The organism is Flavobacterium sp. MR2016-29 (assembly GCF_015350695.1).
GTDB lineage: Bacteria > Bacteroidota > Bacteroidia > Flavobacteriales > Flavobacteriaceae > Flavobacterium.
In genome coordinates this window covers 173,752-196,036 of the sequence record NZ_JADKPU010000002.1, presented here as the reverse complement: position 1 = coordinate 196,036, position 22,285 = coordinate 173,752, and the positions used below count along the sequence as shown (strand labels likewise).

Annotated in this window: 22 protein-coding genes; 2 read left to right on the top strand and 20 right to left on the bottom strand. The window is 33.6% G+C overall.

Translation table 11 applies throughout. From position 1 onward, the window contains the following. Nucleotides 1-44: 44 nt before the first annotated feature. The 15 genes from IR010_RS06805 to aspS form a co-directional block, all read right to left on the bottom strand. Entirely contained in the window at nucleotides 45-1,484 is a 1,440-nt protein-coding gene (locus IR010_RS06805; RefSeq protein ID WP_194567830.1) for a NuoM family protein, read from the bottom strand. Between the two features lie 10 nt (nucleotides 1,485-1,494). Further along, nucleotides 1,495-3,378: an NADH-quinone oxidoreductase subunit L gene (gene nuoL / locus IR010_RS06800; RefSeq protein WP_194602666.1), complete on the bottom strand. Its 1,884-nt coding sequence runs from the start codon at nucleotides 3,376-3,378 to the stop codon at nucleotides 1,495-1,497. 6 nt (nucleotides 3,379-3,384) lie between these two features. Next, nucleotides 3,385-3,705 (bottom strand): NADH-quinone oxidoreductase subunit NuoK, encoded by a 321-nt coding sequence (nuoK, locus tag IR010_RS06795; protein ID WP_029271559.1) that lies wholly within the window; start codon nucleotides 3,703-3,705, stop codon nucleotides 3,385-3,387. Then, nucleotides 3,705-4,244 carry an NADH-quinone oxidoreductase subunit J gene (locus IR010_RS06790; RefSeq protein ID WP_029271560.1) on the bottom strand — a complete coding sequence of 180 codons (540 nt, stop codon included), beginning with the start codon at nucleotides 4,242-4,244 and terminating at the stop codon, nucleotides 3,705-3,707. Before IR010_RS06790 ends, nuoK begins: the two co-directional genes overlap by 1 nt. After that, nucleotides 4,245-4,790 (bottom strand): NuoI/complex I 23 kDa subunit family protein, encoded by a 546-nt coding sequence (locus tag IR010_RS06785; RefSeq protein ID WP_029271561.1) that lies wholly within the window; start codon nucleotides 4,788-4,790, stop codon nucleotides 4,245-4,247. 79 nt (nucleotides 4,791-4,869) lie between these two features. Beyond that, nucleotides 4,870-5,925 carry an NADH-quinone oxidoreductase subunit NuoH gene (nuoH, locus tag IR010_RS06780; RefSeq protein ID WP_029271562.1) on the bottom strand — a complete coding sequence of 352 codons (1,056 nt, stop codon included), beginning with the start codon at nucleotides 5,923-5,925 and terminating at the stop codon, nucleotides 4,870-4,872. A 2-nt stretch (nucleotides 5,926-5,927) separates the two neighbouring features. Beyond that, the gene (locus tag IR010_RS06775; protein ID WP_029271563.1) at nucleotides 5,928-6,959 is read right to left on the bottom strand and encodes a 2Fe-2S iron-sulfur cluster-binding protein; all 1,032 of its coding nucleotides are present in this window, start codon (nucleotides 6,957-6,959) and stop codon (nucleotides 5,928-5,930) included. Between the two features lie 84 nt (nucleotides 6,960-7,043). Continuing rightward, nucleotides 7,044-8,411, bottom strand: coding sequence for an NADH-quinone oxidoreductase subunit NuoF (gene nuoF, locus IR010_RS06770; protein ID WP_194567834.1), 1,368 nt, complete (start codon nucleotides 8,409-8,411; stop codon nucleotides 7,044-7,046). Nucleotide 8,412: 1 nt separating this feature from the next. After that, on the bottom strand, nucleotides 8,413-8,943 hold the full coding sequence (locus IR010_RS06765; protein ID WP_029271565.1) for a complex I 24 kDa subunit family protein: 531 nt from the start codon (nucleotides 8,941-8,943) through the stop codon (nucleotides 8,413-8,415). A gap of 233 nt (nucleotides 8,944-9,176) precedes the next feature. Further along, a complete protein-coding gene (locus tag IR010_RS06760; RefSeq protein ID WP_029271566.1) occupies nucleotides 9,177-10,415 on the bottom strand; it encodes an NADH-quinone oxidoreductase subunit D in 1,239 nt (412 codons plus the stop codon). Between the two features lie 25 nt (nucleotides 10,416-10,440). Further along, nucleotides 10,441-10,962, bottom strand: coding sequence for an NADH-quinone oxidoreductase subunit C (locus IR010_RS06755; protein WP_029271567.1), 522 nt, complete (start codon nucleotides 10,960-10,962; stop codon nucleotides 10,441-10,443). Between the two features lies 1 nt (nucleotide 10,963). Further along, on the bottom strand, nucleotides 10,964-11,512 hold the full coding sequence (locus tag IR010_RS06750; protein ID WP_029271568.1) for an NADH-quinone oxidoreductase subunit B: 549 nt from the start codon (nucleotides 11,510-11,512) through the stop codon (nucleotides 10,964-10,966). Between the two features lie 130 nt (nucleotides 11,513-11,642). Beyond that, nucleotides 11,643-12,008: an NADH-quinone oxidoreductase subunit A gene (locus tag IR010_RS06745; RefSeq protein WP_029271569.1), complete on the bottom strand. Its 366-nt coding sequence runs from the start codon at nucleotides 12,006-12,008 to the stop codon at nucleotides 11,643-11,645. A gap of 243 nt (nucleotides 12,009-12,251) precedes the next feature. Continuing rightward, complete coding sequence (locus tag IR010_RS06740) at nucleotides 12,252-12,446, bottom strand: cold-shock protein (RefSeq protein WP_007137066.1); 195 nt, start codon at nucleotides 12,444-12,446, stop codon at nucleotides 12,252-12,254. Nucleotides 12,447-12,768: 322 nt separating this feature from the next. Continuing rightward, nucleotides 12,769-14,520: an aspartate--tRNA ligase gene (aspS, locus tag IR010_RS06735; RefSeq protein WP_194602665.1), complete on the bottom strand. Its 1,752-nt coding sequence runs from the start codon at nucleotides 14,518-14,520 to the stop codon at nucleotides 12,769-12,771. 157 nt (nucleotides 14,521-14,677) lie between these two features. Here aspS and IR010_RS06730 point away from each other — a divergent pair, with 157 nt between their 5' ends. Both IR010_RS06730 and IR010_RS06725 read left to right on the top strand, forming a co-directional pair. Then, on the top strand, nucleotides 14,678-15,676 hold the full coding sequence (locus IR010_RS06730) for a TlpA family protein disulfide reductase (RefSeq protein WP_194602662.1): 999 nt from the start codon (nucleotides 14,678-14,680) through the stop codon (nucleotides 15,674-15,676). A gap of 209 nt (nucleotides 15,677-15,885) precedes the next feature. Next, the gene (locus IR010_RS06725) at nucleotides 15,886-16,233 is read left to right on the top strand and encodes a toxin-antitoxin system YwqK family antitoxin (protein WP_029271572.1); all 348 of its coding nucleotides are present in this window, start codon (nucleotides 15,886-15,888) and stop codon (nucleotides 16,231-16,233) included. A gap of 27 nt (nucleotides 16,234-16,260) precedes the next feature. Here the strand turns inward: IR010_RS06725 and IR010_RS06720 are convergent, their stop codons facing one another. From IR010_RS06720 to IR010_RS06700, 5 genes are all read right to left on the bottom strand, one after another. Further along, on the bottom strand, nucleotides 16,261-17,388 hold the full coding sequence (locus tag IR010_RS06720) for a PepSY-associated TM helix domain-containing protein (RefSeq protein WP_194602660.1): 1,128 nt from the start codon (nucleotides 17,386-17,388) through the stop codon (nucleotides 16,261-16,263). Nucleotides 17,389-17,444: 56 nt separating this feature from the next. Continuing rightward, a complete protein-coding gene (locus tag IR010_RS06715; RefSeq protein WP_194602658.1) occupies nucleotides 17,445-19,004 on the bottom strand; it encodes a PepSY-associated TM helix domain-containing protein in 1,560 nt (519 codons plus the stop codon). A 1-nt stretch (nucleotide 19,005) separates the two neighbouring features. Next, nucleotides 19,006-19,305 (bottom strand): hypothetical protein, encoded by a 300-nt coding sequence (locus IR010_RS06710; RefSeq protein WP_194602655.1) that lies wholly within the window; start codon nucleotides 19,303-19,305, stop codon nucleotides 19,006-19,008. Nucleotides 19,306-19,323: 18 nt separating this feature from the next. Continuing rightward, nucleotides 19,324-19,656 (bottom strand): hypothetical protein, encoded by a 333-nt coding sequence (locus IR010_RS06705; RefSeq protein ID WP_029271576.1) that lies wholly within the window; start codon nucleotides 19,654-19,656, stop codon nucleotides 19,324-19,326. 61 nt (nucleotides 19,657-19,717) lie between these two features. Next, entirely contained in the window at nucleotides 19,718-22,183 is a 2,466-nt protein-coding gene (locus IR010_RS06700; protein ID WP_194602652.1) for a TonB-dependent receptor, read from the bottom strand. Between the last annotated feature and the right edge of the window lie 102 nt (nucleotides 22,184-22,285).

Genomic DNA, 22,285 nt, shown 5'->3' with positions numbered 1-22,285 from the left:
AAATCTAAAACTAATGACGCCCTAATTTATTTTTATTTAAAATATTAATTTTTATTGATAACGTTTAAAATCGTTTCTAAACTTGGTGTAATCAAATCTGTAATTGGTTTTGGATAAAATCCGAAGAAGATCAGTACTGCGATAATTATAACTAATGAAATACCTTCATTAACAGTAATATCCGCAAAATTTTTCGAATTGGTTTCACCCAGCATTACATTTTGAAACATTTTAAGCATATAATAAGCTCCTAATATAATAGTTGTTCCGCCTAAAACAGCAAACCAAATATTTATTTGAGAAAGACTATATAAAACGGTAAACTCTCCAACGAAATTAAAAGTACTTGGTAAAGCTACTGAAGCTAGAACCAAAATTAAAAACATAGAAGTAAATTTTGGCGACTGCACACGAATACCTCCTAATGCACCAATTTCTCTAGTTTCGAATCTTCTATAAATGATTTCAGCAGCATAAAATAACCCTACTACAACAAAACCATGAGCGATCATCTGCAAAACAGCTCCACGCAAACCATCAAGAGTCAAAGTATAAGTTCCTGCAGCAATTAATCCAACGTGCGCTAAAGAAGAATAAGCTAATAATTTTTTTAGATCTTTTTGTCTTAAAGCGACTATTGATCCGTAGATAACGCCAGCAATTCCTAAAGCGATGAAAATATTCATGTATTCTTTTGCTGCAAGGGGAGCAATTGGCAACTGCCAACGAATAACACTGTATAATCCCATTTTTAACATGATACCAGATAAAAGCATTGTCCCGACAGTTGGTGCTTTTTGATAAACATTTGCCTGCCATGTGTGGAAAGGAATAATTGGAATTTTAATAGCATACGCTAAAAAGAAAGCCAAAAATATCCAAAGCTGTTCATCGGCTGATAGGTTCAATTTGTATAAATCTTCAATTAAGAAGCTTCCTGCTTTTTGATACAAATAAATAAAAGCTATTAGCATGAATAATGAACCAGCAAGTGTATAAATAAAGAATTTTACAACTGCTTTTCTTCTTTCTTCTGCATCTCCATTACCCCATATAAGAGCAATAAAATAAATTGGAATAAGAGCTAATTCCCAGAAAATATAATATAAAAGACCATCTGCTGCCAAGAAAGTTCCTGTCATAGCAAAAGCCATAAATAAAATTAAAGAATAGAAAGCTTTAGCATTTTTATATTCATTTCCGAAAGAAGAGAATATAATAATTGGTGTTAAGGATACAGTTAATAAAACCATAGCAATGGCCAATCCGTCAGCATTTAGCGCAAATGAAATTTTGGGCTGTGTAATCCAAGCATTGATTAAGCTGATGTTTTCGCCAGCACAAAAATGATTTAGCAATACAACCGAACAGCCTAAAGCTGCCAAACTAAAGAACAAAGCTACTTTTGATGCTAGTTTATCGCCTGCAAAATAAGTGACAAATGCACCAATTAAAAGAATAATTAATATAAGAGAAACGTTCATAGTTATAAAATTATTGAGCTAAAAATATATAGGAAACAATGGCACAAAGACCCAAAACAAAAGCAAAAAGATATAATCCCACACTTCCATTTTGTAATTTTTTACCTTGAAAACCTATTTCATTGGTTACTTTTCCTAATCCGAAAACAAGTGCTGATAAGCCTGTTTCAATACGATCTCTAAAGAATCTTGATAATCCGTTTATAGAACGTACAAATATTACATCATAGATTTCATCTACATAATATTTGTTATATAAAACTTTGGTTAAGCCGCTAATGTTTTCATCAGCTTCAGGAACATTGTCTTGTTTGAAGTATTTAATATAAGCAATTAAAATTCCAATAAATCCGCCTAAAACGGCAACTCCCATTAAGGTATATTCTGTTGTGCCTAAATGATGTTCTTCGCCAGCCACTTTCGTAAAAATAGGTGCCAGATATTCATTTAACCAACTGTTTCCAGGTAAACTGATAAGTCCGCCAAAAGTTGCTAGAACAGCTAAAATCATTAAGGGAAACGTTATTAATCCGTCACTTTCATGTAAATGATGTTTTTGCTCTTCAGTTCCTCTAAAATCTTTAAAGAAAGTTAAAAACATTAATCTAAACATATAGAAAGCTGTCATAATAGAAGCAATAGACCCAATAACATAAAGTGGGACACTATGGTGAAAAGCGGTCATTAAGATTTCATCTTTAGAGAAAAAACCGGAAAATAATGGAACACCAGAAATAGCCAATGATGAAATTAACATGGTCCAGAAAGTAACGGGCATTGCTTTACGCAAGCCTCCCATTTTTCGCATATCTTGTTCTCCATGTAAACCGTGAATTACAGAACCTGAACCCAAGAATAAACAAGCTTTAAAGAAAGCGTGAGTAATTACATGAAAAACAGCTACTTCGTAAGCTCCAAAACCTAATGCTAAAAACATTAATCCTAATTGTGAAACTGTAGAATATGCTAATACTTTTTTAATATCAGTTTGAACTAAGCCTATTGTTGCCGCTACCAATGAAGTTACACCTCCAATAATTGCAATAACGGTTTGAACATCTTGCGCTAAATCAAAAACAAAGTTTAATCTAGTTACCATAAAGATACCAGCAGTAACCATGGTTGCAGCGTGAATCAAAGCCGAAACTGGAGTTGGTCCAGCCATTGCGTCTGGTAACCAAGTATATAAAGGTATTTGTGCTGATTTACCACAAGCTCCAATAAATAAGCATAAAGCAGCTAATGAAAGCAATGGTAAATTTAAATTTGTTGCTCCCGCAATTGCAGTTTTTAAAGTTGCGTAATCTAAAGTTGAGAACATTGAACCAATAATAAACATTCCAATTAAAAGACCTAAATCTCCAATTCTGTTCATAATGAATGCCTTTTTTGCCGCATCATTATAATCTTGGTTTTTATACCAAAATCCGATAAGTAAATAAGAGCAAAGACCAACGCCTTCCCAGCCAATAAATAAAACTAATAAGTTGCTTCCAATTACAAGTGTAATCATGAAGAATACGAACAGATTCAAATACGCAAAAAACTTATGCATATTTTGATCGTCGTGCATGTAACTGATAGAGTATAAGTGAATCAAAGATCCAATTCCGGTTACAAAAAGCAGCCAAAGAATTGATAATTGATCTAATAAAAATCCAAGGTTGATATGAAGATTACTGATCTGAATCCAATCAAATAAAGTTACTTGAATGGCTTTTCCAGTTGTAGTAATTTGATTGAAAAGAAAAAGTGTAACTCCAAATGAAATCGCTACTGCAACAGTTCCGATGATTCCAGAAACTGTTTTTCCTAAGCTTTTTCCAAAGAAAACATTGATTAAAAATCCTAAAAAAGGAGCTAAAACTAAAACTAAAGCTAAATTGGTATCCATTTCCATTTATCCTTTTAAATTTTTTAAATTATCGATACTAATTGAGCCTAAATTTCTAAAAACAGAAACCAAAATGGCCAATCCTACCGCAACTTCTGCCGCAGCAACTGCCATCGAGAAGAACACAAAAACTTGTCCTTGTGCATCTTGATGATACGTTGAAAAAGCAACAAATAAAAGGTTAACCGCATTCAACATGATTTCGATAGACATGAAAACGATAATCGCATTTCGTCTGTACAATACACCAAAAATACCAATACAAAAAAGTACAACACTTAAAAAGATGTAATTTTCAATACCTATTTGATTTAATATATTACCCATTATTTATTTAATTTTTCTTTTTTAGACAATAATACAGTTCCGATCATTGCAACCAAAAGCAAAATCGAAGCAAATTCAAACGGAACCATATATTCGTTTAGTAATATTTTCCCTAATACTTTAATTGATTGAAAATCTTCGCCAGTTGAATCATATTCTCCAACAATTGGTTTAGAATTAATGAAAATTGTAATTAGTACAATGCAAATCAAACAGAAAGAAACAATTGCTCCTAAACGTGTAATTCTTGGCCTGTGAACTTGATGACGCTCATTTAGGTTCATTAACATGATCGTAAACAGGAACAAAATCATAATCGCCCCCGAGTAGACTATAATATGTACGACAGCCAAAAATTGAGCATTTAATAGTAAATAATGTCCAGCAATCGAAAAGAAACAAATTACTAAATAGATAGCACTGTGAATTGGATTTCTGCTAAAAATGGTCAAAAATGCGGTAATTACCGTAATAAACGCTAAGAAACAAAATATAATTTGTACAGTAGTTGCGTGTGCAAAATCAGGAATATGTATCATTTAGTTAGCATTATTAAGTTGAGCATTTTTGATTGCCACGTCAAGAGGCATCACTAATCTGTCTTTTCCAAAAATAAAATCTTCTCTTTCATAGCTAGAAGGAACCAATACTTTTGATGTTGTCAAATAAATAGCGTCTTTTGGACAAGCTTCTTCACATAAACCGCAAAAAATACAACGCAGCATATTGATTTCATAGATCGAAGCATATTTTTCTTCTCTGTATAAGTGTTTCTCATCTGCTTTACGCTCAGCTGCTTTCATTGTAATTGCTTCTGCAGGACATGATAAAGCACATAATCCGCAAGCAGTACAATTTTCACGGCCTTGTTCATCGCGTTTCAACTGGTGCTGACCACGATAAACCGGACTCATTTCTCGCACTTGTTCAGGATAATGAATCGTTACTTTTTTTCTGAATAAGTGTTTAAAAGTAATAATCAATCCTTTTACAATCGCCACAAGATACAATCGTTCCCAAAAGGTCATCTCTTTATTAGAGACCATCTTTTTTCTACCCGATAATGATATAGTTTCTATTGACATTTTATAATATATGTTACGATTTTTAATTTGAAGGTAAATCAAATTCCAAATCTATTTTAGTTTTAATTTCAAGCTTTTATTATAATCCTAAAAATACTGCGATTTCATGTCTTAGAATAACTACTCCGGTAATCATAATATTAATAATCGAAAGCGGAATTAAAATTCTCCAGCCTAAATTCATTAATTGGTCATATCTAAATCTCGGAATTGTCCAACGTACCCACATATAGAAAAATATGAAGAAACATATTTTAGCAAACAATACCACAATTCCTAAAATATTAGCTGTATTTACACCTACATTTTCTACCATCCATTGCATTCCTGGATAATTGTATCCTCCAAAAAACAATACTGAAATAATAGTAGCAGAGATAAACATATTTGCATATTCAGCAAATAAATAAAATCCCATTTTCATAGATGAATATTCTGTATGATAACCACCAATTAACTCAGATTCACATTCTGCTAAGTCAAAAGGAGTTCTATTTGTTTCTGCAAATGCGCAAATCAAGAAAATTAAGAATGATAATGGCTGGTAAAATATATTCCAGTTCATTCCTGCTTGCTGTTCAGAAATTTCTTTTAAGCTTAAAGTTCCAGTCATCATTAATAAAGCAATCATTGATAATCCCATGGCAACTTCATAAGAAACCATTTGCGAAGCTGCACGAACAGCTCCCATCAATGAGAATTTATTATTTGAAGCCCATCCTCCAATCATGATTCCGTAAACTCCAACAGAGATAACTCCGAAAACATATAATAAAGCAATGTTTACATCAGTAGCCTGCAAAAGAACATCGCGTCCAAAAATATGCAGTCTGTCTCCCCACGGAATAACAGCACTTGTCATCAAAGCTGTACTCATGGCGATTGCCGGTCCAACAATGAATAAAAATTTGTTAGGGGTATTTGGAAAAAATTCTTCTTTTGAAAATAATTTCATACCATCAGCAAGAGGCTGTAATAATCCTCCCCATCCAGCACGGTTAGGCCCTACACGATCCTGAAGGAAAGCCGCAACTTTACGTTCAGCCCAAGTAGAATACATCGCCATAATCATTGTTACGGCAAAAACCACAACAATTACAACACTTTTTTCTATAATAAATGCACCATCTACCATTGTTAAGAATTTTTGTTGTTAGTGTTTAATGGAATTTCAGCCATACTAATTTTTTTACGGTCAACATCTCTGCCTAGAAGAATATTTTTTTCTGTAGCGATTTCTACTTTCTCTAATTTTTGAGTGTAGTTATTTTGATTGATAACAGAATCTTTTTCAAATTCTCTTGGTCCTTCAATAACCCAGTCATTAACATTTTTGTGGTCGAAACGACAAGAGTTGCAAATGAATTCTTCTACTTCATGATACTCATCTTTACGGCCAGTAACACGTTGAATTTCTCCACCAAACATCCAAACGGTTGTTTTACCGCAACATCCCGGAGTTGTACATTCTCTGTGTGCATTGTAAGGTTTGTTAAACCAAACTCTTGATTTGAAACGGAAAGTTTTGTCTGTTAAAGCTCCAACCGGACAAACGTCAATCATGTTTCCAGAAAACTCATTGTCGATAGCTTTTGAAATTCCAGTTGAAATATTAGCGTGGTCACCACGATCTAATACTCCATGAACTCTATTGTCTGTCAATTGATCTGCAACCTGTACACATCTTTGGCATAAAATACAACGGTTCATGTGCAGTTGAATATGCGGACCAATATCTTCTGGTTCGAATGTTCTTTTTTCTTCGATAAAACGTGATTTCGGATTTCCGTGCTCGAAACTTAAATTTTGAAGATCACATTCTCCAGCTTGGTCACAAACTGGACAGTCAAGAGGGTGATTGATCAATAAAAATTCAGTTACAGATTTACGAGCTTCAGTAACTCTGTCAGAAGATTTACTGTTTACTTCCATTCCGTCCATACATCCTGTTACGCAAGATGCCATTAATTTTGGCATTGGTCTTGGGTCAGCTTCACTTCCTTTCGAAACTTCAACTAAACAACAGCGGCATTTTCCGCCACTGCCTTTTAATTTTGAGTAATAGCACATGGCTGGCGGTACCAAATCTCCACCAATCATACGTGCAGCCTGCAGGATCGTTGTTCCTGGCTCTACGTCTATACTTTGACCGTCTATGGTTACTTTCATCTCTATATTTTGTTTTTTTAGTTTCAGGTTTCACGTTTCAGGTTTTCACTTGAAACTAAAAAAACTTGAAACTTTAAACTATTTTTAAACTGTTTGTCTGCCTACTAAATGCTTCACTTGTGAAAAAGGTTCAGCAACAAAGTGATCTCTATTTTTAATTTTTTCTGGGAAGCGAACGTGATATTCAAATTCATCTCTAAAGTGACGAATCGCAGCTGCTACTGGCCAAGAAGCGGCGTCACCAAGCGGACAAATTGTGTTTCCTTCAATTTTACTCTGAATACTCCACAGTAATTCGATATCTTCTTCACGGCCTTGACCGTTTTCGATTCTCCATAATATTTTTTCTAACCATCCTGTTCCTTCACGGCAAGGTGTACATTGTCCGCAAGATTCGTGGTGGTAAAAACGAGCAAAGTTCCAAGTATTTCTTACCACACAGGCAGTGTCGTTGTAAACGATAAATCCTCCAGAACCCAACATAGATCCAGTAGCAAAACCACCATCACTCAAAGATTCGTAAGTCATTAAACGATCTTCGCCGTTTGCTGTTTTGAAAATCAATTCAGCTGGTAGAATTGGCACAGAAGATCCTCCAGGAACAAATGCTTTTAATGGTCGGCTTGAAGACATTCCTCCTAAATATTCATCAGAATTCATGAATTCGTCAACGCTCAAACCTAATTCAATTTCGTAAACTCCAGGGTTTTTGATGTGTCCAGAAGCAGAAATTAACTTAGTTCCTGTAGAACGTCCAATTCCTATTTTAGCGTAATCATCACCAGAATTGTTGATGATCCATGGCACAGTGGCGATAGTTTCAACATTGTTTACTACTGTAGGATTTGCCCAAAGTCCTGAAACCGCTGGAAAAGGTGGCTTAATACGAGGATTTCCTCTTTTACCTTCTAAAGACTCAATAAGTGCAGTTTCTTCTCCACAAATATAAGCTCCAGCTCCACAGTGAACATGTAACTCTAAATCGTAACCTGTTCCTAATATATTTTTTCCTAACCAACCGGCAGCTCTTGCTTCGTTGATTGCTCTTTCTAAAATTTTGAAAACCCACATATATTCTCCACGAATATAGATATAGGATAAGTTAGCCCCCAAAGCAAAACTTGAAGTAATCATCCCTTCGATCAATAAGTGAGGAATAAATTCCATCAAATAACGATCTTTAAAAGTTCCCGGTTCAGATTCGTCAGCGTTGCAAACTAAATGTCTAGGTTTTCCTGATTTTTTATCAATAAAACTCCATTTCATTCCTGCAGGGAAACCTGCTCCACCACGCCCACGAAGTCCTGATTTTTTTACCTCTTCAACAACTTCGTCTGGTGTAAGTGTTTTTAAAGCTTTTTCTACAGAAGCGTATCCGCCATTTTGGCGATAAACTTCATAGGTTTTAATACCAGGAACATTGATTTTATCTAATAATATTTTTTGTGACATATTATTTATCGTGTAATATTATTTTATCATCTCTGCAATCAGCGATTAACTGATCGATTTTTTCTTCTGTCAGTTTCTCTTTGTAGAAATCACCTAACTGCATCATCGGAGCGTATCCACAAGCACCTAAACATTCTACTCCGGCAATGGTAAACATCCCGTCTGGAGTTGTTTCGCCCATTTTAATGCCTAATTTTTCAGAAGTATAATCCATTAAATTTTCGGCCCCATTTAAACAACAACAAGAAGTCTGGCAAAATTCGAACATGTATTTTCCAATTGGTTTTTGGTTGTACATGGTATAAAAAGTAACCACTTCATAAACCTCAATTGGTTTAATGTGCAAAATTTCAGCAACTTTATCCTGCAGCTCAATACTTAGCCAGTTATCATGAGCATCCTGCACTTCGTGCAAAACAGGCAACAAAGCTGATTTTCTTTTATCTTCAGGATAATGACTGATTAATTCATTGATGCGAGTCATCAATGCTTCAGTCATGTTTATTTCTTGTTTGTAATGTTTACGTTCCATTTTTAATTTTGGATTTTACTCCCGATCCCGAAGCCTCGGGACGGGATTAGATTTTAGATTTTTTCAATCTTTGTCTACAATCTATGATTCTTCAACCATTGTTTAAGTTTTAGATTCTTCAATCTGATTTTTTCAATTCTTAATTATAATTTTTAAATCTAATCCCGTCCCGAGGCTTCGGGATCGGGACTAAAATCTGCATTATTAATCAGCAATCTAAAATCTACAATATTTTATGCGTCTAATTCTCCTGCAATTACGTTTAAACTTGATAGAATAACAATTGCATCTGATAGTAAAGCACCTTTAATCATTTCTGGATATGCTTGGTAATAAATAAAGCAAGGTCTTCTGAAATGTAATCTGTATGGAGTTCTGCTTCCGTCAGTAACTAAATAAAATCCTAATTCTCCATTTCCTCCTTCAACTGGGTGATAAATTTCTGCAACTGGTACAGGAACTTCTCCCATTACGATCTTAAAGTGATAAATTAGAGATTCCATCGAAGTATAAACATCTTCTTTTGGAGGAAGGTAATAATCAGGAACTTCTGCATGATACTCATTTCCGGCAGGCATTTTATCTAATGCTTGACGAATAATGCTTAAACTTTCCCAAACTTCAGCATTACGTACACAGAAGCGATCATAAGTGTCACCTGATTTTCCAACAGGAACAATAAAATCGAAATCTTCGTATGATGAGTAAGGCTGTGCAACACGAACATCGTAGTCAACCCCTGCAGCACGTAAGTTCGGACCTGTAAATCCGTAAGCCATTGCTTGTTCAGCTGTAATTGCACCTACGTTTACGGTTCTATCAAGGAAAATTCTATTTCTTTCGAATAAGTTTTCGAATTCTTTCCATGCAACAGGAAAGTCTTCTAGGAATTTATCTAGTTTTGCAAAAGCAGCTGGAGACCAGTCTCTTTCAAAACCACCAATTCTTCCCATATTTGTAGTCAAACGAGCTCCACAAATTTCTTCGTAGATTTCGTAGATTTTTTCTCTAAATTGAAAAACGTATAAGAAACCAGTATATGCACCAGTATCTACTCCTAAAATCGAGTTACAGATTAAGTGATCTGTAATACGAGCCAGCTCCATTACGATTACTCTTAAATACTGCGCTCTTTTTGGAACCTCAATTCCTAGAAGTTTTTCTAAAGTCATCCACCATCCCATATTATTAATAGGAGAGGAGCAATAGTTCATACGATCAGTAAGTGGCGTAATTTGATAAAAAGGACGATTTTCGGCAATTTTTTCGAAAGCTCTGTGGATGTAGCCAATAGTTGGTTCAGCTTCTAGAATTCTTTCTCCATCCATCAAAAGGATATTCTGAAAAATACCGTGAGTTGCTGGGTGGGTTGGCCCTAAATTCAGTACTGAAAGCTCGCTTCCGTCTTCGTTTAGTTTCTCCTTAATTATTTTAGCATAACGATGCTCTGGGGGTAATAATAGTTCTGACATTTTATAATGTTGAATTATTTATTTTTTAGCAATTTGTTGTTGTTCTTCCAAAGAATCTGTCGTCTTTATCAGTTCTTCCACTATCTTCCATTGGAAATTCTTTTCGCATTGGGAAAGATATCATTTCATCCATATTTAAAATACGTTTCAATTGTGGGTGACCAATAAAGTTAACGCCAAAGAAATCGTAAGTTTCTCTTTCCATCCAGTTTGCACTTAGGAAAATATTTGAAATGGTTTTAATTTCTGGTTTTTCACCGTTAAGAAATACTTTGATTTTTATTCTTGTGTTTTCATACCAGTTGTGCAAATGGTAAACGATCGCAAACTGACGATCTGTTTCGTTGTCTGGATAATGAATACCGCATAAATCGGTTAAAAAATGAAAACGTAAATCAGAATCGTTTTTCAAAAAAAGAATCAAAGCAGTGATTTTGTCAGCAGTTGTTTCTAGTGAAAAAATATCTCTTTCCTGTTGAAAGTTAAAAACACTTGCGTCAAATGTTTCTGTAAGTTTATCTTGAATCAGGGTATTTTCTAAAGCCATTTTATGAAATGTTATAAGAAGCTAATAATTCTTGGTATTCTGGAGAGCTTCTGCGTCTTACAGATTCGCTTCTTACCAATTCTTGAAGTTTCATTACGCCATCAACAATTTGTTCTGGTCTTGGCGGGCATCCTGGTACGTAAACGTCAACTGGAATTACTTTGTCAATTCCTTGTAAAACGGAATAAGTATCGAAAATTCCTCCTGACGATGCACAGGCTCCAACTGCAATTACCCAGCGAGGTTCAGACATTTGTTCGTAAACTTGTCTTAAAATAGGTGCCATTTTTTTAGAAATAGTTCCCATTACCATTAACATATCAGCCTGACGAGGAGAAAAACTCACACGCTCAGAACCAAATCGTGCTAAATCATAATGTGAAGCCATAGTCGCCATGAATTCGATACCACAGCATGAAGTGGCAAAAGGCAATGGCCATAATGAATTGGCTCTTGCTAAACCTACAACATCATTTAGTTTTGTAGCGAAGAAACCTTCTCCTACAACTCCTTCTGGCGGTGCAACCATATTTACATTTGAATCGCTCATTTTATTTCAGATTTTAGATTTCAGATTTTAGATTTGGGTAAATCATATAAATCAAAATCAATTTATTATCATTAAATCTTTTAATTTGAGAAATCTATCCCGAGACTTCGGGACTGAGATCTAAAATTTCTTATTCCCAGTCTAATGCTTTCTTTTTGATGATATAGAAAAAACCAACCAAAAGAAGCGCCATGAAAACAATCATCTTTAACATTCCTTCAATTCCTAATTCTTTGAAGTTTACTGCCCAAGGATAAAGGAAAATTACCTCTACATCAAACAATACGAACAAAATTGCAACTAGGAAATATTTTACTGAAAAAGGAATACGAGCATTACCAACAGATTCGATACCGCACTCGAAGTTTTTGTCTTTAACTTCTGAGGTTCTTTTTGGTCCTAATTTTCCAGAAATAATGATTGTTCCTACCACAAAACCAACAGCCAAAATGAACTGCATTAAAATAGGAATGTAACTGTATTGATCAGATTGCATAAACTTAGGTTTTTTACTTAAAGAATAAGCCACAAAGATAACTTTCAACTCTGTAAATCACAAGCTAAAAAATGATTTAAGTGAACTCTAAAACGGCGTTTACATCTAATTTTTATTGATTATAAATAAGATGAAGGATTTTTAATATATTTTTAAGAAATGAACAAAAAAAAACGTTTCGAAATAAATCGAAACGTTTTTAAAACCATTCAGAGGCAAAAAAAATAAATTGCTATATTTTTCTTAGATTACTGCTACTTTAGCAGCAACTTTCCCTTTTCTTCCTTCTTCTTCTTCATAGCTTACACGGTCACCTTCGCGTAATTCTTCCGCGTTAATTCCTGAAGCGTGAACGAAGATATCTTTTCCTGTTTCTTCGTCTGTAATGAATCCATAACCTTTAGATTCATTGAAAAATTTTACTGTACCTGTACGCATTGTAATTGTAATAATAATTTATAATGTAGCAAATGTAACATATAAATTCATACAAAAGACAATAAGCTGTTAATTTTTTGTAAAAATTATTGATTCACAGTGTTTTCGCTATTTATATTGCATCTAATATCATATCACGCTGCCTAAAATAACGAATCATTAATGATACTTCAAACATAGATTGAAGTCAAATCTTTGTAATAAATGGACTACTTTATGATAAATGCCATTTTTTGCTATTTTTTTAAATTTTTACTTCAAAATAAAAAAACTGCCACTTTTTTTAGTGGCAGTTTTGTATGTATTTATAAAATTGAACTAATTAATTTAAATCCAATTTAATTGAAAGTTCTTTTAATTGAGAATCATCAATTGCAGCTGGCGCGTCGATCATTACATCGCGTCCAGAATTGTTTTTAGGGAATGCAATAAAATCTCTAATAGTTTCCTGACCTCCTAAAATAGCGACTAATCTATCCAGACCAAAAGCTAATCCACCGTGAGGCGGTGCTCCAAATTGAAAAGCGTCCATTAAGAAACCAAATTGTGCTTTTGCTTCTTCTTCGGTAAAACCTAAATATTTGAACATTAATTGCTGTGTGGCCTTATCGTGAATACGAATAGATCCTCCGCCAATTTCATTTCCGTTTAAAACCATATCATAGGCGTTTGCGCGTACTTTTCCTGGTTCTGTTTCTAACAATGCCATATCTTCTGGTTTTGGAGATGTAAACGGGTGGTGCATCGCGTGGTAACGACCACTTTCTTCATCAAGCTCCAATAATGGGAAATCTACAACCCATAATGGTGCAAATTCTTCTGGTTTGCGCAATCCTAATCGAGTCGCTAATTCCATTCGAAGCGCAGAAAGCTGTGCACGCGTTTTATTTGCTGGACCAGAAAGCACAAAAATCATGTCTCCAGGATTTGCTTCTGTTGCTTTTGCCCATTTTGCCAAATCATCTTGATCGTAGAATTTATCTACAGATGATTTAATCGTTCCGTCATCATTATATTTTGCATACACCATTCCAGACGCACCAACTTGAGGGCGTTTTACCCAGTCAATTAAACCGTCAATTTCTTTACGAGTATAATTTCCGGCTCCGGGAACGGCAATTCCCACAACTAATTCTGCAGTATTAAAAACTGGAAAATCTTTATGTTGTGCAAATTCGTTCAACTCACCAAACTTCATTCCGAAACGAATGTCTGGTTTGTCATTTCCGTATGTTTTCATGGCATAATCATAGGTAATTCTTGGGAATTTCTCTACTTCAATACCTTTAATTTCTTTAAGTAAGTGTCTTGTCAAACCTTCAAAAACATTCAAAATGTCTTCTTGTTCTACAAACGCCATTTCGCAGTCGATTTGTGTAAATTCAGGCTGACGGTCTGCACGTAGATCTTCGTCGCGGAAACATTTCACGATTTGAAAATATTTATCCATGCCACCTACCATCAGCAATTGTTTGAAAGTTTGAGGAGATTGTGGCAAAGCATAAAACTGACCTTCGTTCATACGGCTTGGTACAACGAAATCTCTCGCTCCTTCTGGAGTCGATTTGATTAAGTAAGGAGTTTCCACTTCACAGAAATCTAAATCAGATAAATATTTACGAACTTCCATCGCTACTTTGTGACGGAAAAGCAAACTGTTTTTTACAGGATTTCTTCTGATGTCCAAATAACGATATTTCATTCGAATATCTTCACCGCCATCCGTTTCATCTTCTATAGTAAATGGAGGAGTTAAAGCTGCATTTAAAATAGTCAATTCAGTAACTAAAATTTCGATTTCACCAGTCGGAATGTTTTTGTTTTTTGCTTCTCGCTCAATAACAGTTCCCTTTACCTGAATTACAAATTCTCTTCCAAGAGTTTTAGCCAGTTCAAAAACAGTTTTATCAGTACGGCTTTCGTCGAAAATAAGCTGTGTTATTCCGTAACGGTCGCGCAAATCAACCCAGTTCATAAATCCTTTATCGCGTGATTTTTGTACCCAACCCGCTAGTGTAACTTCGGTATTAATATTTGAGGCGTTTAATTCGCCACAATTATGACTTCTATACATGATCAAAATTTTAGACTGCAAAAGTAAACACAAAATTCAAATTAATATAGTAAAGTGATAACTTGATGTGTGTTAATTTTAAATATTTTGTTAATTGTTAATTTCAAGACAGTTATTTCTTTAGATTTGAAGTACTAAAAACAAACTTTAAAGATCTATGAAGAAACTTTTTATTGCCGGTTTAGTGCTTTTCAGCACTTTGAATGTTATTGGACAATCTAAAAAATATGTCACTTTTGAAGCTAATATTGCCAATAGAAATGGCGACGTAATAAAGATTATCAATAACGGAAAAATAATAAAGACGATTACCGTTAATGAAAAAGGTATTTTTAAAGATACTCTAGTGGTTGATGGAGGAAGAAGCAGGTTATCTGATGGAGTAGAAACAACAGAATTATTTTTGAAAAACGGCGACGACCTAAAACTAAAAATGGACGCTAAGCAATTTGATGAATCTATTGTTTACAGCGGTAAGGGAAGTTTAGAAAACAATATTTTGGCGCAACGTATTTTAGCCGATGAAAAACTGTATGATAACAGCATTTTAACTTTAGACGATGCCGCATTTAATAAACTAATAGAAGCTAAAAAAACTGCTGATTTAGCTCGATTAAAAAATAAAAAACTAGATCCTGAATTTGTAAAAATCGAAACAGAAAATGGAATAAATGCTGTTGCTGAAATTTCTGAATATCGCCAGCAGGCGCAGCAAATGGCAAAATTAAATAATTCTCCTTCTCCAGATTTTGATTATGAAAATCATAAAGGTGGAAAAACTAAACTTTCTGACCTAAAAGGAAAATACGTTTATATTGATCTTTGGGCTACTTGGTGTGGACCTTGCAGGGCTGAAATTCCTTATCTGCAAAAAATTGAAGAAAAATATCACGGAAAAAATATTGAGTTTGTAAGTGTTTCTATAGATGCATTAAAAGATCATGACAAATGGCAAAAATTTGTAAATGATAAACAATTAGGCGGAATTCAGTTATTTTCTGATAATGAGTGGAAATCTGCTTTTGTAACCAGTTATAATGTAACAGGAATTCCTAGATTTATTTTGATTGATCCTAAAGGTAATGTATTGGAGGCTAATGCTTCTAGACCTTCTTCTCCTGAGCTTCAGGTACAATTAGATACATTATTAAAGTAATTTAGTATAAAATTTATAACGATATAGTAATTTTAGATTTTTTCTAAAACACCAGTAAAACCAGTGCTTGAGCGCTGGTTTTTTTTGTTTTCACTGATTTCCAATGTTAAGTTTTTATTCAATGTTACCAAATTGTTAAGTAAAAGTTTGTTTAATGTAAACATTTAATTATATTTGATAACGATTTGATAACATTAAAACCCAAAAATATGAAAAAGTGTGTAATTTTAGTTGCAATATTGTTCTCTGGAATTTTAGTTGCACAAGAGACAAAACCTGAGTTAGAAGCTGTTGGAAACACAGTAAAAGCTACTTATTATTATGAGAATGGTAATATCCAGCAACAAGGTTTTTTTAAGGACGGTAAGTTAGATGGCGTTTGGGTATCATATGATGAAAAAGGAAATAAAGTTGCAGTAGGAGAGTATACAAATGGTTTGAAAACTGGGAAATGGGTATTTTTTAACGAAAAAAATCTTTGTGAGGTTGCTTACGATAACAGCAAAATCAGTTCAGTTAAAAATTTACAAAAAAATGCTTTAGCTAATAGAAACTAAGAAATTTAAAATAAATACTAAATCGCTTTAATTAGCGGTTTTTTTTTGCTTTTTATTTTTAGATTTTTTTCTTCTACCATACCAAATTACAAAGCCTGTAACCGGCAAAGCGCTTGCAAGTAAGCTTGCTGTAAAAGCAATAATTTTTCCAGGTAAATCTAAAATTTGTCCTGTATGAATTCCGTAATTCAATTCGACAACCTGCAAGCCTAAACTTTTTTTATGATAAGGAGCGCTCTTAATTAATTTTCCGTCAAGCGGATGAAAATAGTAATTGCTTTGATGATCGAATCGCAGCGTGTTCGGATATGCACCTGTATTAATTATATCGCCTTTTTGATGCGGAAAAGTAACAAAATACATTTCTGATTCTGGCTGAAATTTCACTGTTTTAACAAAAGCAAGGTCAACAGCATTTAGAGTGTTAGCTTTAAACTTTGTAGTGTCAATTATGGGCGCTTTTGTTTCTAGAGCTTTATCTCCTCCAAAATTGAAAGTTTTATAAATGCCGTCACCAACCCATTCATAAGTAAAAGTTAAACCTGTAATTGCAATAATTGCAGCCATAATAGAAATATAAAATCCTGAGGCATTGTGCCAATCGTAATTTATACGACGCCATTTGGCAGACCATTTTATCGAAAAACTTCTTTTAATATCGCTTTTTCGTTTAGGCCACCATTGTATAATTCCCGAAATCAATAAAATAATGAAGATTATAGTAGCACCGCCAACAAGATGTTTGCCAATATAATCAGGCAGAAGTAAATACAAATGGATATATTCAACAATAATAAAAAAATCGGTTTCCGGATTTTCAGATTTTAGATATTTTCCGGTATATGGATTGAAATATAGGTATAGATTTTCGTTACCTGAATACGTATAAACAATTGCAGAACGGTTTCTTCCATAATAGGAAACCATGCTTGCTTTGTTTTTCGGAACAATTTCTTTTGCTCTTTCCTGCAGAGCAGAAGGCATTAAAAAAGGTTTATTATGATCTTGAACAAAACGCCATTCTTTTCTGGTAATATCTTTTATCTCATCATGAAAACAAAATATACAGCCTGTAATACTTACAATAAAAACAATAAGCCCGGAAATTAATCCGAGCCATTTATGTATAAAACGTACTTGTTTTTTGAATCCCATTTTTTAATAAAAGCGTAAAAGTATGCGCTAAATCAATTGGGGACAAGTTATTTTAGTTATTTTTCAGAAACAATTACTTTTTTAGCTTTTAAAGAATAAGCGACATAAAGTGATACTGAAGCAAGAAGTATCCAAAAAACATCAATAAAGAAAACTTGAATTTTATTTTGCATAAAGGAATTCCAAAACCAATTTCCAGAAACAATTCCGTTTGCAATCGGAATTAAAAATCCTAAAATACTTCCTGAAATCAGGCAAAATTTATTGGTGAAAGCATCATTCTTTTTGATAATAAAAAATACTGTCAGCACTAACCATCCTCCAAAATAAAGCAAAAACAAATTAGATTGACTTAACGGATGAAATAGTTTAGTTCCGATAAAAGCAAGCGCTGTAATAGGATACATACTCAAACAAATTGCCAAATAAATACGAACAACTGTGGCGTTGAAACGTCTTTTCTTTTCAGGCAGATTATTTTTTTGTCTCGCGACAAGCCAGATCATTACACCAGAAATAATAACAAAACAAGTTATTATTCCTAAAATAAAACTCACGATTTTTAGAGCGTAGCCTCCATAATCACCAAAATGAATTCTGTACAAAACATTTTTTACTATATCTAAGTAATTATTTTGTGTAATTGGGTTTTTCTTAGCAATTTCTTTTCCGTCAGAAATGCGATACACTACTTTTCCAATTCCTGTAAATTTTTTGTGACTTGGCATTTCACCTTCCACCAAAACATGCATGTTTGCATCACCATAGTTTTGAATAAAAACGCGAGTAATTTCAATATCTGACCAATTGCTTTTTGCTTTTGCAATCAGCTGATCGATATTAAAAGGAGTGGCTAATTTTTTGTTTTCAAATTTGTAATCAGGATCTGTATATTCTAATTCTTTGTAAAGTTTATCCTGATCGCCTTTATATAATGCCATTACTGCAGGAGCTACAATCAAGAGTTTGATCATAAAAAATGCTCCGGTTACTGCATAAACAAACTGAAAAGGCAAACCAATCATTCCTAATGCAGTGTGTGCATCTGTCCACAATGTTTTTAATTTTTCCTTAGGCCGGAAAACATAAAAATTAGAAACAATTTTTTTCCAATGCAATAAAAGCCCGGTTACGATTGCAAACAAGAAAAATAAAGCGGTAAAACCAGAAAGATAATATCCAACAGGATAAGGAATCTGCGCTAAGAAATGCAGACGGTATAAAAATTCCCCCAGCGAATAAGATTCTTCGTAAGTATATGATTTAAAAGTTTTAGTGTCAAGATAAAAAAATGTTCCTTCTTTTTGTTTGGCTGGAGCCAAAGTATCTTTGGTGCCTTGTAAATAAATGGCAACTCTTCTTTCGTTAGTAGGTTTAGAAATGGTAAGGTTTCTTCCGTGTAAAATATATTCTTTGTCAAGCTTTTTTAATGCCGTGCTGTAGTCGAGCTGCATTTCTTTAGTTGGAGCAACAGATTCATTTCTTTCCCAATTGATGATTTCATCTCTAAAAAAAGAAAAAGATCCTGCAAAGAAAATTACAAAAAGAACCACACTAATGACAATCCCGCTGACAGTGTGTGTATGAAAATAAATATTATAATTACGATTACTCATGTTATTGCGCAGGATTATAGGTTTGACCTAGATAAATTAGAAGAGAAAAAAGTAATGAAATAAGGATATAAATACCCCAAATTTTCCATCCGCTTTTTGCTAAAAAGGCTACAATCATTAATGCTACCCAAAGAATAAAACCGGTAAAAGCCATTGTCATAAGAACGTCTGGACGGTTAAACCAAGCCGCTAGAACCAGGTGAAAAGTAACTGAAACAAAATAACCGCCTAAAATAGCAGCTGTTATTTTGGCAAATCGTTGCCATTTAGATTGGGTTAGATATTTTGGATTTGCTGGCATATAGTGGTTAGGAATAGTTTAGTAGTAATAAAATTCTAATAATGCTACGATCACAAAAAGCAATAAAATAGCTTTGCTGTTTACTTTTTTTAGTGGAGTTAAAATGACAATTAAACTTCCAATCATCATAAGCTGAATAAAAAACATCAAAGTTCCACAGCACAATGACTTAGTAAAAAGCCATAAACTGTAAGCCAATAATAAAAGTGCTAATCCTGTAATTTTAGTTTGCTTTGGATTTTTCTTCATCCATTTTTCAAATCCTAAATCATAAGATAATGCAGCTCTTTTTGATGTATAGTACAACGTATAAAAAGCTAAAAAAACGATAAGGCTGGCTGTTGTAATCATAATTTTAAAATTTTAAAAATACCTTTCTGGTTCAATAAAAAGGTATTTTTATATGTTTTTATTAGAATCTATAAGTAAAGCTTCCTATTATAGCTCTTGGATCTTTAGGATGAATCGTTGACCAGCCATCATAAATTTCCTTGTTTGCAATGTTGTTTAATTTAGCTGTAATGGTAAATTTTTCAGCACTGTAAAACAAAGATGAGTTTAGAACTGTGTATTCAGGAATTGTAAATACGCCAGTAGTTTTTCTATTCATGATCATGTTGTCTCCAACATAATTTCCTCCAAAACCTAAACCAAAACCTCTCAGTAAGCCGTTTGTAATTTTATAACTAGCCCAAAGGTTTGCTAGGTTTCTAGGTCCTGAATTTTCAGATCTGCGGTTTACAAAATCAGGATCTCCTTTTGTTAAAACGGCATCATTATAACTATATCCTAAAACAATGTTTAAACCGTTAATTGGGTTTGCAACAAATTCTGCTTCAAAACCTTTGTTTTGCTGCGCTCCGTCCTGATATGTAGTCTGATTATTTGGTTGTGGAGTTGTTGGGTCTGCAGGATCTACATAAGGAGTTTCTACAATATAAGTCTGATCTGTAACCTTAATATCATAATAGCTGAAAGTAGCGTAAAGTTTATCTTTAAAAAGATTCAATTTTGTTCCAATTTCAAACTGATCTGCATGTTCAGGATTTAGTATTACTGGTGTTACAATAGTGGCAGTACGATTTTGCCCTGGAGCTACGTTTACGAATCCGTTCATATAATTTGCAAATACTGAAACTTTATCCAGAATTGGCTGGTATACTAATCCAAATTTTGGAGAAAAAGCAGTTTGGTTATATCCGTCGTTTTTAGCATTCATAAAACGGTCAACACGTAAACTTAACATAGCAGACAATGCAGGCGTAAAATTGATTACATCTGAAACATAAGTACTATAAACCTCTTGCTTTGTTCTGTTGTCGTTTCTTGGCTCATTTGCAATTATTGCATCAGCTCCAGTTTTTGTCAAATTTCCGGTATCACCATTGGTAGGTTGTCCAACAAATGCATTAAAAGATGCCAAATTATCTCCTATATAAACGTATCCATTTCCAAAATATCCAGTACTATGATCAGTAGCAGTTCTTTTAAAATAATCAAAACCTACAACAATTCTATTCCTTAAACTGCCAATTTTAAAATCACCATTAAAATTTTGCTGAATATCAGTTGTTATATTTTGATTGTCCTGATCGGTAAAATAGCGAGCCAATACGATCCCATCTGTAATAGGTGTAAATTGTGTTCCTTCGTACAAGTAAGTATAATTTCCTTTAGATTTTGCTGAACTTGTAGAAAATATAGTTTGTGAAGTCCATTGCTCTGAAAGCTTATAAAACATTTGAGCCTGAATATTGTAAGAAGGTGTCTTCATAGTAAGTTCATTACTAGTGTAAGAACGTTCGTTATCATATTTCAGCTCGTTAATGTTGTGAACTCTTAATGGAGCACCTCTATCTAAAAACAGCATTGTTGGGTTTGTAGATTCGTTGCTCATAAACTCAGTATTAATTAAGAATGATAATCTGTCATTCACCTCATAAGATAATGATGGGGCAACAAAAAAGGATTCTCTAAAACCAGCATCCTGAAAACTCTCTTGTTTGTTGTATGCGGAATTAATTCTAAAATTTAAAGTTTTTTTATCGTTCAGAGGTGTATTAATGTCTGCGGTTACGCGATTTAATCCGTAGCTTCCAACAGTGTAGTTTACTTCGCCGCCAAATGTTTTGTACGGTTTTTTTGTAGTTGTGTTGATTAATCCTCCATAAGAGATTAAACTGCTTCCGAATAAAGTTCCAGACGGACCTTTAATAATTTCAATTCTGTCGATATTTGCAGGATCCAGACTTCCGTTTGTTAAACCTGGCAAACCATTAACCATGGTTGGCTGCACTGGAAATCCTCTTAAAGAATAATAAGCGGCTCCATCTCCTGCACGTCCTGTTGCAGCCCAAAGCGGTGTAATACCAGATGCATTTTTCAACGCATCATCAAAATTAGTAACTACTTGTTCTTTTAGTAATTCTCCAGTAATGGTAGTATATGATTGTGGGTTTTCGAGATTTTTAAGAGGTAATCTTGCTACTTGTCGAGTTTCTTTACGAACAAAATGATTTTTGCCGGCATTAACAACAATTTCAGTTAATTCTTCAGAATTTGAAGTAAGGCGTAAATTTTCAGTTAATTCCTGACCTTCATTAATAGTTATTTTTTTCTCACTAGTTGTATAGCCAACAGCAGAAACTTTTAAAGTATATGTTCCAGGTTTAATATTTTTTATTTTGTAATTACCTTCTTGGTCTGTAATAGTTCCAAATCTGGTTCCTTTTAAAATAATTGATACACCTTCTGGAGATTCATTATTATTTAAAGTTATTTGACCTTTAAGTGTTGCTTTTTCTTGTGCAGAAATTGAGATACTTGCTAAAAGAAAAAAACAAATACTTAAAAAAGAAATTGTAAATTTATATTTCATCTTATTTAGAATTGATTTTAATAGTGCAAATTTAATTGTTGAGTACCAACTACACAAGCTATTTTTATTTATTCTAAATAAAATATTTTTTAAAGGGTAAAA

Coding starts and splice junctions, on each gene's coding strand:
- IR010_RS06725 (WP_029271572.1), top strand. CDS start 15,886: ATGAAAAAGTGTGTAATTTTAGTTGCAATATTGTTCTCTGGAATTTTA.
- IR010_RS06760 (WP_029271566.1), bottom strand. CDS start 10,415: ATGTCAGAACTATTATTACCCCCAGAGCATCGTTATGCTAAAATAATT.
- IR010_RS06790 (WP_029271560.1), bottom strand. CDS start 4,244: ATGATACATATTCCTGATTTTGCACACGCAACTACTGTACAAATTATA.
- aspS (WP_194602665.1), bottom strand. CDS start 14,520: ATGTATAGAAGTCATAATTGTGGCGAATTAAACGCCTCAAATATTAAT.
- nuoK (WP_029271559.1), bottom strand. CDS start 3,705: ATGGGTAATATATTAAATCAAATAGGTATTGAAAATTACATCTTTTTA.
- IR010_RS06805 (WP_194567830.1), bottom strand. CDS start 1,484: ATGAACGTTTCTCTTATATTAATTATTCTTTTAATTGGTGCATTTGTC.
- IR010_RS06710 (WP_194602655.1), bottom strand. CDS start 19,305: ATGCCAGCAAATCCAAAATATCTAACCCAATCTAAATGGCAACGATTT.
- IR010_RS06785 (WP_029271561.1), bottom strand. CDS start 4,790: ATGTCAATAGAAACTATATCATTATCGGGTAGAAAAAAGATGGTCTCT.
- IR010_RS06730 (WP_194602662.1), top strand. CDS start 14,678: ATGAAGAAACTTTTTATTGCCGGTTTAGTGCTTTTCAGCACTTTGAAT.
- nuoH (WP_029271562.1), bottom strand. CDS start 5,925: ATGGTAGATGGTGCATTTATTATAGAAAAAAGTGTTGTAATTGTTGTG.
- IR010_RS06750 (WP_029271568.1), bottom strand. CDS start 11,512: ATGAGCGATTCAAATGTAAATATGGTTGCACCGCCAGAAGGAGTTGTA.
- nuoL (WP_194602666.1), bottom strand. CDS start 3,378: ATGGATACCAATTTAGCTTTAGTTTTAGTTTTAGCTCCTTTTTTAGGA.
- nuoF (WP_194567834.1), bottom strand. CDS start 8,411: ATGTCACAAAAAATATTATTAGATAAAATCAATGTTCCTGGTATTAAA.
- IR010_RS06755 (WP_029271567.1), bottom strand. CDS start 10,962: ATGGCTTTAGAAAATACCCTGATTCAAGATAAACTTACAGAAACATTT.
- IR010_RS06715 (WP_194602658.1), bottom strand. CDS start 19,004: ATGAGTAATCGTAATTATAATATTTATTTTCATACACACACTGTCAGC.
- IR010_RS06745 (WP_029271569.1), bottom strand. CDS start 12,008: ATGCAATCTGATCAATACAGTTACATTCCTATTTTAATGCAGTTCATT.
- IR010_RS06765 (WP_029271565.1), bottom strand. CDS start 8,943: ATGGAACGTAAACATTACAAACAAGAAATAAACATGACTGAAGCATTG.
- IR010_RS06705 (WP_029271576.1), bottom strand. CDS start 19,656: ATGATTACAACAGCCAGCCTTATCGTTTTTTTAGCTTTTTATACGTTG.
- IR010_RS06740 (WP_007137066.1), bottom strand. CDS start 12,446: ATGCGTACAGGTACAGTAAAATTTTTCAATGAATCTAAAGGTTATGGA.
- IR010_RS06700 (WP_194602652.1), bottom strand. CDS start 22,183: ATGAAATATAAATTTACAATTTCTTTTTTAAGTATTTGTTTTTTTCTT.
- IR010_RS06775 (WP_029271563.1), bottom strand. CDS start 6,959: ATGAAAGTAACCATAGACGGTCAAAGTATAGACGTAGAGCCAGGAACA.
- IR010_RS06720 (WP_194602660.1), bottom strand. CDS start 17,388: ATGGGATTCAAAAAACAAGTACGTTTTATACATAAATGGCTCGGATTA.